This is a genomic window from Brevibacillus sp. SIMBA_040, from assembly GCF_046535075.1.
Lineage (GTDB): Bacteria > Bacillota > Bacilli > Brevibacillales > Brevibacillaceae > Brevibacillus.
The window spans coordinates 1-231 of the sequence record NZ_JAWRXI010000435.1 but is presented as its reverse complement, the minus strand read 5'-3'; the positions used below and the strand labels follow the sequence as shown (position 1 = coordinate 231).

The following is a 231-nucleotide window of genomic DNA, read 5'->3' as shown; positions in this document are numbered from 1 at the left end:
AAGGTATTGCTATTGGATGAATACTTACTTTGTGTAAAGTCTGAGTTAATGCAAGTTTTAAAAATAATTTAACTTCAATATCTAAATCTTGAATATAGTCCCTAATTTGATATAAGTCAAATAAGTTTTTCTCAGAATAAAGAGTTTGTAAAAGAACGTGATATTCAAATTTATTTTTTGAATGATTTACGACCTTCTCAATATCTTTTAAAATTGATAATATTTCTTCTG

The 231-nt window shown here is 23.8% G+C and carries 1 protein-coding gene; it reads right to left on the bottom strand.

What is annotated here, in order from left to right:
• Positions 1–231 (bottom strand): hypothetical protein (locus SB752_RS33350; RefSeq protein ID WP_410719651.1); only part of this gene is annotated, 231 nt, incomplete at both ends.